The organism is Pseudomonadota bacterium, from assembly GCA_026388215.1.
Classification (GTDB): Bacteria; Desulfobacterota; Syntrophorhabdia; order Syntrophorhabdales; family Syntrophorhabdaceae; genus JAPLKF01.
Window position 1 is genome coordinate 1 of the sequence record JAPLKF010000137.1, and the last position, 7,523, is coordinate 7,523.

Annotated in this window: 7 protein-coding genes; 6 read left to right on the top strand and 1 reads right to left on the bottom strand. The window is 43.4% G+C overall.

Annotated features, from left to right (window positions below; all coding sequences use genetic code 11):
- The coding region (locus NTU69_08255; protein ID MCX5803505.1) for a hypothetical protein at positions 1-675 on the bottom strand (675 nt) is incomplete at its 3' end.
- Positions 676-818: 143 nt separating this feature from the next.
- Here NTU69_08255 and NTU69_08260 point away from each other — a divergent pair.
- The 6 genes from NTU69_08260 to NTU69_08285 form a co-directional block, all read left to right on the top strand.
- On the top strand, positions 819-1,562 hold the full coding sequence (locus NTU69_08260; GenBank protein MCX5803506.1) for a helix-turn-helix transcriptional regulator: 744 nt from the start codon (positions 819-821) through the stop codon (positions 1,560-1,562).
- Positions 1,563-1,843: 281 nt separating this feature from the next.
- A complete protein-coding gene (locus NTU69_08265; protein ID MCX5803507.1) occupies positions 1,844-1,999 on the top strand; it encodes a hypothetical protein in 156 nt (51 codons plus the stop codon).
- Positions 1,996-3,162, top strand: a complete 1,167-nt coding sequence (locus NTU69_08270) for an aminopeptidase (protein MCX5803508.1) — start codon at positions 1,996-1,998, stop codon at positions 3,160-3,162. The genes NTU69_08265 and NTU69_08270 overlap by 4 nt, the downstream gene beginning before the upstream one ends.
- A 22-nt stretch (positions 3,163-3,184) precedes the next feature.
- Positions 3,185-5,521: an endopeptidase La gene (gene lon, locus NTU69_08275; protein ID MCX5803509.1), complete on the top strand. Its 2,337-nt coding sequence runs from the start codon at positions 3,185-3,187 to the stop codon at positions 5,519-5,521.
- Positions 5,518-6,531 carry an AmmeMemoRadiSam system radical SAM enzyme gene (gene amrS, locus NTU69_08280; GenBank protein ID MCX5803510.1) on the top strand — a complete coding sequence of 338 codons (1,014 nt, stop codon included), beginning with the start codon at positions 5,518-5,520 and terminating at the stop codon, positions 6,529-6,531. The genes lon and amrS overlap by 4 nt, the downstream gene beginning before the upstream one ends.
- A 23-nt stretch (positions 6,532-6,554) precedes the next feature.
- Positions 6,555-7,523, top strand: a 969-nt coding sequence (locus NTU69_08285; GenBank protein ID MCX5803511.1) for a PAS domain S-box protein, incomplete at its 3' end; no start/stop codon positions are given.

A 7,523-nucleotide genomic window follows, 5' to 3' on the forward strand; every position in this document is an offset into this window, starting at 1 on the left:
CACCTTTGAGAGATTCTTGGTAATGCCTAAGTTAATGAGAGTGGGTTGTTCTTTTGGCGGTAACACAACGTTACCACCAAAGACTTTGTCTTCTGGCGGTACTGCCAGTTGACCGCCAGAAGAATCCTTACCAGCTAACTCCTCGGCATGGTCGAGGGGTTGTAGTAGTATCAACAAAAACCCCCCTGCCCCTTTCCCGTTCGCAATGTCGGCGAGAAGTTGCTTCACATTTTTTTTCGGTATTTTCAACGAGCGGGCAAGTTCTGCAATGGTGTAACCCTCCCTGAGCATTTTCACCGCGTCGGCTGTTTTCGACCCATAATTTTTTCCTATTTCGGCAATCCTTTCGGAATCGGCCTGGTCTTCCTGAGCGCCTACAAACCCTCCGTCCCATGACGGCTCTGTCACTTCAATATCATCTACCAAAACCTCTTTCCGCTTTTCATCGCGCCTCTCCCATAACAACATACACCGGGCGTAAGCCTTTGAAAAGTGAGGGGATTTGTTCGTACACAAATATTTAAAAATCGCCCCTTGCGCGATATCCTCCGCGGCGCCATTGCAACCCATTCTGAAGGCTTCTGCTTTAAAAAAAGGCCAATATTTTTCAACAAGTTGTGCGTTTAAGGTTGTAGATTCAAGTAAATTGTGATAGTATAAATTCAAGTGGGACATTTGTTACCTCCTACTTTTTTTAGCCTTGCCCTCTCTGGTCGCTAACCTGGGGGCAAGGTTTATTATTGTTACTACATGTATATCATCAAATGTTACTTTTGTAAACGATTATTTTATTTTTTTTAAAAAAATGTTAGGTTATAATGTATATTATAATTATTACCATGAAGGATATATCAGAATTTTTTTCTCAAACCCGCAGGCTGCAAGGCATTAAGCAAGTCGCTCTTGCAAAAGAGCTTGGGATTACTCATTCCGCTATTGCAAATTTTGAAGCAAAAAAAACCAAGCTCAGCTCGGAAACAATTATCAAAATTGCCCGGCTGATTAATATTAACCCTCTTTATGTTACCACTGAAGGAGTGAACCCTTTTAAATCGGATAATTTGATTAAAATGGTATTGCCTGAAACACTAATTGAAGGCCTCAATTTTGGAATAATTTTTTTTCTTGGTGAAGTAAATGTTCAATTGAATATCATATTTTTGGTTGCCCCGTCTTCCATTTTTCAAAAAATTTTATCAAAGACTGTATTTGAAAATCCTGTATATGCAATAGCGATTAAAGATGGCGACAACAACGTGTTTTTGTTTCGGCGGAAGTCAAACGATCCGTTGTACGGTGAGAGAAATCTACAGTTGAAACTAAAAGAGATAAGCCGTAGATACAAAACAAAAATTAATATAGATATTACCAAAATCAACAAAAGTCTCATCGATAAGATCAAAAATTTGACAGTAGAAAAAGAAGATATTGAAACTTTTTTTGAGCTACCTACCACAACAAATAATGAAAAAATCTCTCAAATCCTCGACCTCTGCGATGCCATAAAAGCAACCCCGGACGACCTCGAGGAAGCCCTGAGTGTGTTGCTCAAAAAATCTTAATAGCAAGGGTCTAACCTGTCAGCATGGTTGACAGGTTGTGGTATTTTTGTGGGTGATACTCCTTTCCGTTTCCTTTCCGTTTCCTTTAGCCCCGTAAATATAGCACCAGTAAGAGCTTGCACGGGTTCGATTCCCGCCGCCTCCACCATATAAAATCAGTGGAGTGAAAACCAGTAGGCAGTAAGGAGTAAGCAGCAACTCCCTACTGCATAGTGCCTACTCCCTACTGTTTTCAGATATGATTGACTCATAATAATAATTCTGTTAATCTATACCATACAATGAAAAACGAATCTGGCTGGAAAAAAAAATCCAAAAAAGAGATAGAGGAGATATTCCAGTTCTGTGAGGAATATAAACAGCAAAGTGTATACAGGGTAGCCTCTCCAAACATGGTTTTCAGGATAACCAGAAACAGAAAAGGATATTCCGCATAAATCGCGGCAAGGGTGTTATCGCCTTTATCAGAGGAAAAAAGGACCCTGCAGAGGGTATCAATATCATCGTAGCCCACATAGACGCACCCAGGCTCGACCTCAAACAAAACCCCCTCTACGAGGACGTTGACCTTGCCCTTCTTCGCACCCATTACTATGGTGGCATTAAAAAATACCAGTGGGTTGCCATACCTCTCGCTATGCACGGGATTGTGATTAAAGCAGATGGCAGGGCTATTGAGATTGTGATAGGAGAGAAAGAGGATGACCCGGTCTTTGCAATAGACGACCTCTTGCCCCATCTCTCGAGGAAGGCACAGGATGAAAAGAAGTTATCCGAGGCAATAGAGGGCGAAAAACTAACAGTCCTTTTCGGCAGTATGCCTGTTGCCGGTAAGAAAAAAGAGGGTATAAAGAAATACATTCTAAAGATACTGAAGGATAGATACGGCATAGTAGAAGAGGATTTCATAAGTGCAGAAATAGAGATTGTGCCTGCCTTTAAGGCAAAGGACATCGGCATCGATAAAAGCATGGTAGGGGCTTATGGACAGGATGACAGGGCTTGTGCCTATACGCTCCTGAAGGCAGTATGCGACACTGATAACCCTCTTCATCCATGCCTTGCAATCTTCACGGACAAGGAAGAAGTGGGCTCAGAAGGCAACACAAGCATGAAATCAAACTTCCTCGAAATATTTTTGAATGACATCCTTGAAGGGATGAAGATAAAAACGGATGAAACCTTAATCAAAAAGATGCTCTTTAAATCAAGGGCGCTCTCGGCCGATGTGAATGGCGCCATCAACCCGACCTTTCAGGATGTCCACGAAAAACAGAATGCCTGTTATCTTGGGCGCGGTCTATGCGTATCAAAGTTTACAGGACATGGAGGAAAGGTTGGAGCCAATGATGCAAACGCAGAATACGTGGGCGAGATAAGGAGGCTTTTTGAAAAAGAGGGCGTCATCTGGCAGACCGGAGAACTTGGTAAAATTGATGAGGGAGGAGGTGGAACGGTTGCCAAATATCTTGCCGTATACGGCATGGATATCATTGACTGTGGTACCCCGCTTCTCACCATGCACTCCCCCTTTGAAATATCAAGCAAGCTTGATGTGTATGAAACATACAGGGCTTTTAAGGCCTTTTTAAATTCGTAAAAATAATGGAGGCTTAAAATATATGACGGAGATTGAAACATTCGATACACCTGAGATACTCCCTTTACTTCCCATCCGGGACATGGTGATGTATCCTTCCGTGATACTCCCTCTTTTTGTTGGAAGGGACATGTCAATAAATGCTGTTGAAAAATCCCTGTCCAAGGACAGGCTGATTATCGTTACAGCACAGAAGGATTTAACAGACGAGGATCCTCTTCCTGAAAGGATTTATTCTGTCGGTACTGTTTCACAGATTATGAGGATGTTAAGACTGCCGGACGGAAGGGTAAAGGTCCTTATTCAGGGGCTAAAAAGGGCAAGGATAACAGAATATGTCCAGGAAAGGCACACCTTTCTTGTAAGAATAAAACCCATAGAAGAGCCATTGATCACAGAGATTACATTAGAAATCGAAGCCCTCATGAGATATGTGAAGGAAGAGATGGAAAAGGTAGTCTCCATGGGCAGGATGGTGCCCCCGGATATTTTAATGGTTCTTGACACCATAGATGAACCTGGAAAGCTTGCCGACATATCAGCTGCAAACCTGGGGCTGGCGGTCGACAAAGCTCAGGAAATCCTCGAAATTGTGGATCCTATTGCACGTTTGAAAAAACTTTCAGAAATCATGGGAAAGGAGATAGAGCTCCTGAACATGCAGGCAAAGATCCTCTCCCAGGCAAAGGGAGAAATGTCGAAAAGCCAGAGGGAATACTTCTTACACGAACAGATGAAGGCAATAAAGAGCGAACTTGGAGAGGCAGATGAGAGGATTGAGGAGATAGAAGACCTGAAAAAACGGATCAAGAAGGCGAAGATGCCAAAGGATGTAGAGAAAGAGACAAGGAAACAGCTCGCACGGCTCGATATGATGCACCCGGATGCGATAGAATCTTCGATGCTTCGAACATATCTGGAATGGCTCGTTGAACTGCCATGGAGCAAATCCACAAAAGACAACGTAGATATAAAAAGGGCAAAAAAGATACTTGATGAAGACCACTATAACCTTGAAAAGGTAAAGGAAAGGATACTCGAATTCTTAAGCGTCATAAAGTTCAAGGGAGAGATGAAAGGGCCAATCCTCTGTTTTGTGGGGCCACCCGGCGTAGGCAAGACCTCCCTCGGCAGGTCTATTGCAAGGGCGCTGAGCAGAAGCTTCTCAAGGATATCCCTCGGTGGCATGAAGGACGAGGCCGAGATAAGGGGTCATAGAAGGACATACGTTGGTTCCATGCCAGGGAGGATCATTCAGAACCTGAAACGGGCAGGTACAAATAACCCTGTCTTTATGATGGATGAAATTGATAAGATAGGCACTGATTTCAGGGGTGACCCTGCAAGTGCACTTCTTGAGGTCCTCGACCCTGAGCAGAATAATTCCTTCAGCGACCACTATCTCAATGTTCCTTTTGACCTTTCAAAGGTGATGTTCATTACCACCGCAAACAGGGTAGACACCATACCATCTGCATTAAGGGACAGGATGGAGACGATATCCATCCCTGGTTACACTGAAAAAGAAAAGCTCGCAATAGCAAAGAAATACCTCATTCCAAAACAACTAAAAGAGAATGGATTAAAAGAGGAGCTCCTTGAAATTGCGGATAGCGCCATAGATAAGGTCATACAGGATTACACAAGAGAGGCAGGGTTAAGGAACCTTGAGAGAGAAATTGCATCAATGGCGAGAAAGGTAGTGAGGAGGATAGCTGAGGGCGACAAAAGAAAGGTAATAATAACCGCTAAAAACCTTCATAAATTCGCAGGGATACCTAAATATCTCCCCGAAGGGGGTATCGAATACGATACTGTGGGTGTTGCCAGTGGGCTTGCCTGGACAGAATTTGGCGGGGATGTGCTCCATATTGAGGCATCCTGTAGAAAGGGCAAAAAGGAACTTACCCTTACTGGCAGCATGGGCGATGTGATGAAAGAGTCGGCCCAGGCGGCATTAACCCACATAAAATCAAAGGCAAAAACCCTTCACATAAATGAAGAAATCTTTGACACGCTGGAGATTCATATCCATGTACCCCAGGGTGCAATTCCGAAAGATGGCCCCTCTGCAGGTATCACCATGGCCGTTGCCTTGATAAGTGCCATAACAAAAAAACCTGTAAGTAGAAAGATTGCAATGACAGGAGAGATTACCCTTACCGGCAGGGTGTTACCGATAGGCGGGTTAAAGGAAAAAACCCTTGCAGCCCTTCGTGCCCGGATGGAAAAGATAATAATCCCTGCGGAAAACATGAAGGAGCTTGAAGAAATCCCGGCATATATTAAAAGAAAGATAAAATTTATACCAGCAAGAAATATGGATGATGTGATAAAGATTATATTTGGCAAAAAATGAAGGAAGCATCTTTCTATGAAAAGCTTGAAGAGAAAAAGGTTCAGTGCAAGCTGTGCAGGCACCACTGTGTTATTGGAGAAAATAATAGAGGGATTTGCGGGGTAAGGGAAAATAAAGATGGCATGCTTTACAGCCTTGTCTATGGCTTTCCCTGTTCATACCATGTAGACCCCGTCGAGAAAAAACCTCTGTTCCACTTCTTCCCTGGTTCAAAGGCATTTTCCATCGCAACTGCGGGTTGCAACTTCCAGTGCCTCCACTGCCAAAATCACGATATCTCACAGATGCCGAGGAATGAAGGCCGTATCCTTGGTGAAAAAATGGCGCCCGGTGAGGTTGTGGGGCTTGCGAACTCGTCAGGATGCAAAAGCATATCCTATACCTACACAGAACCCACCATCTTCTATGAATATGCCTTTGACACAGCTAAACTTGCAAAGGATAGGGGCATATACAATAACTTCGTGACAAACGGATATATAGAAGAAGAGCCGCTCAAGACAATAAAGCCCTTTCTCGATGCGGCAAATATCGACTTAAAGGGTTTCAATGAAGGATTCTACAAAAAGATTTGTAAGGCGGAGCTGTCCGGTGTCCTTGCAACTATCAAGGCGTATAAGGCACTTGGTATATGGATAGAAATCACAACCCTCATTATCCCCGGACATAATGACAGGGATGAAGAATTCCGTGCGATTGCACAATTCATAAAAAATGACCTTGGAGTAGATGTCCCCTGGCATGTGAGTGCATTTTACCCTACATACAGACTCCTCGATGCAAAGAGGACAAAACCCGAGACACTGCGAAGGGCAAGGGAGATAGGTTTAGAAGAAGGCTTACGATACGTGTATGAGGGGAATATCCCCGGCTCTGATGGTGAAAATACATACTGCTATAACTGCAAGAAGGCAGTGATAAAGAGGTATGGTTTCAGCATCACCGAATACAATATCAAGGATGGTTCCTGCCAGTTCTGCGGCACAAAAATAGACGGAATAGGTCTATAGTAAATAAAGAAGGGGTTTCTTCTATGAAAAAAGACAGGTACAAGACAAAAGAGCAGCTCATCAATGAAATTCAGGAGCTACGAAAGCAATCGACTGATTTAAAAGGGTCGGATACTCAATCACAACCAGTAAAAGAGACATCATTTATATCAAATGAGCAACTTATAAAAATGCTCGACGCATTGGACACCTCCATTGTCATTCTCTCCTTATCAGGCAATTATCTCTTTGTAAATAAAACCTTTGAATCCCATACTGGATACAAAAGTGGTGAGATTATCGGCCGTTCATCAACTGAACTCGGGCTCTTCGTGAATCCTGACCACCTCTCACTTATCAGGACTAAACTCAGCGAACAGGGGCATGTAGACAATCTGGAGATAGATATCAAGAAGAAATCGGGGGATATCGCCAAATGCCTTTTATCTGCCCGGGTAATACAATTCAATGGCGAGCCCTGTATCCTTTCAAACGCCTTTGATATCACTAAACACAAGAAGGCAGAAGAGGCGCTACGGGAGAGCGAAGAGCAGTACCGTACCCTTATCGAAGAGAGTTTCGATGGTATCTTTGTTCAGAAAGGCCCCAAGATTATATTTGCCAATCAGCGTCTGCATACAATGCTGGGCTATCCGTATGGGGAACTGCAAGGACTGGATCACTGGCGTGTATACCATCCTGACTATCAGCATATTACCCGAGAACGCGCTCAAGCCCGGATGCGTGGGGAGCAGGCTATAGAACGATACGAGGTCAAACTCCAGCGCAAGGATGGTACATCCTTTGACGGGGAGATTTATGCCCATGCCATAATGCTTGGCAATGAACCTGGTATACAGGTCTGGGTGAGAGACATCACCGAGCGAAAGCAGGCAGAGAAGCAATTACATAATGAAAAAGAAAGGTTTTTCACCCTCTCAAAAAATGCTCCTTTTGGAATGATAATGATAGATAAAGATGGAAATTTTATCTATGTCAATTCAAAGTTCAAA

What these genes read in the sequence shown, in the direction of transcription:
- lon (MCX5803509.1), top strand. Translation starts at nt 3,185, where the DNA reads ATGACGGAGATTGAAACATTCGATACACCTGAGATACTCCCTTTACTT.
- NTU69_08260 (MCX5803506.1), top strand. Translation starts at nt 819, where the DNA reads ATGTATATTATAATTATTACCATGAAGGATATATCAGAATTTTTTTCT.
- amrS (MCX5803510.1), top strand. Translation starts at nt 5,518, where the DNA reads ATGAAGGAAGCATCTTTCTATGAAAAGCTTGAAGAGAAAAAGGTTCAG.
- NTU69_08265 (MCX5803507.1), top strand. Translation starts at nt 1,844, where the DNA reads ATGAAAAACGAATCTGGCTGGAAAAAAAAATCCAAAAAAGAGATAGAG.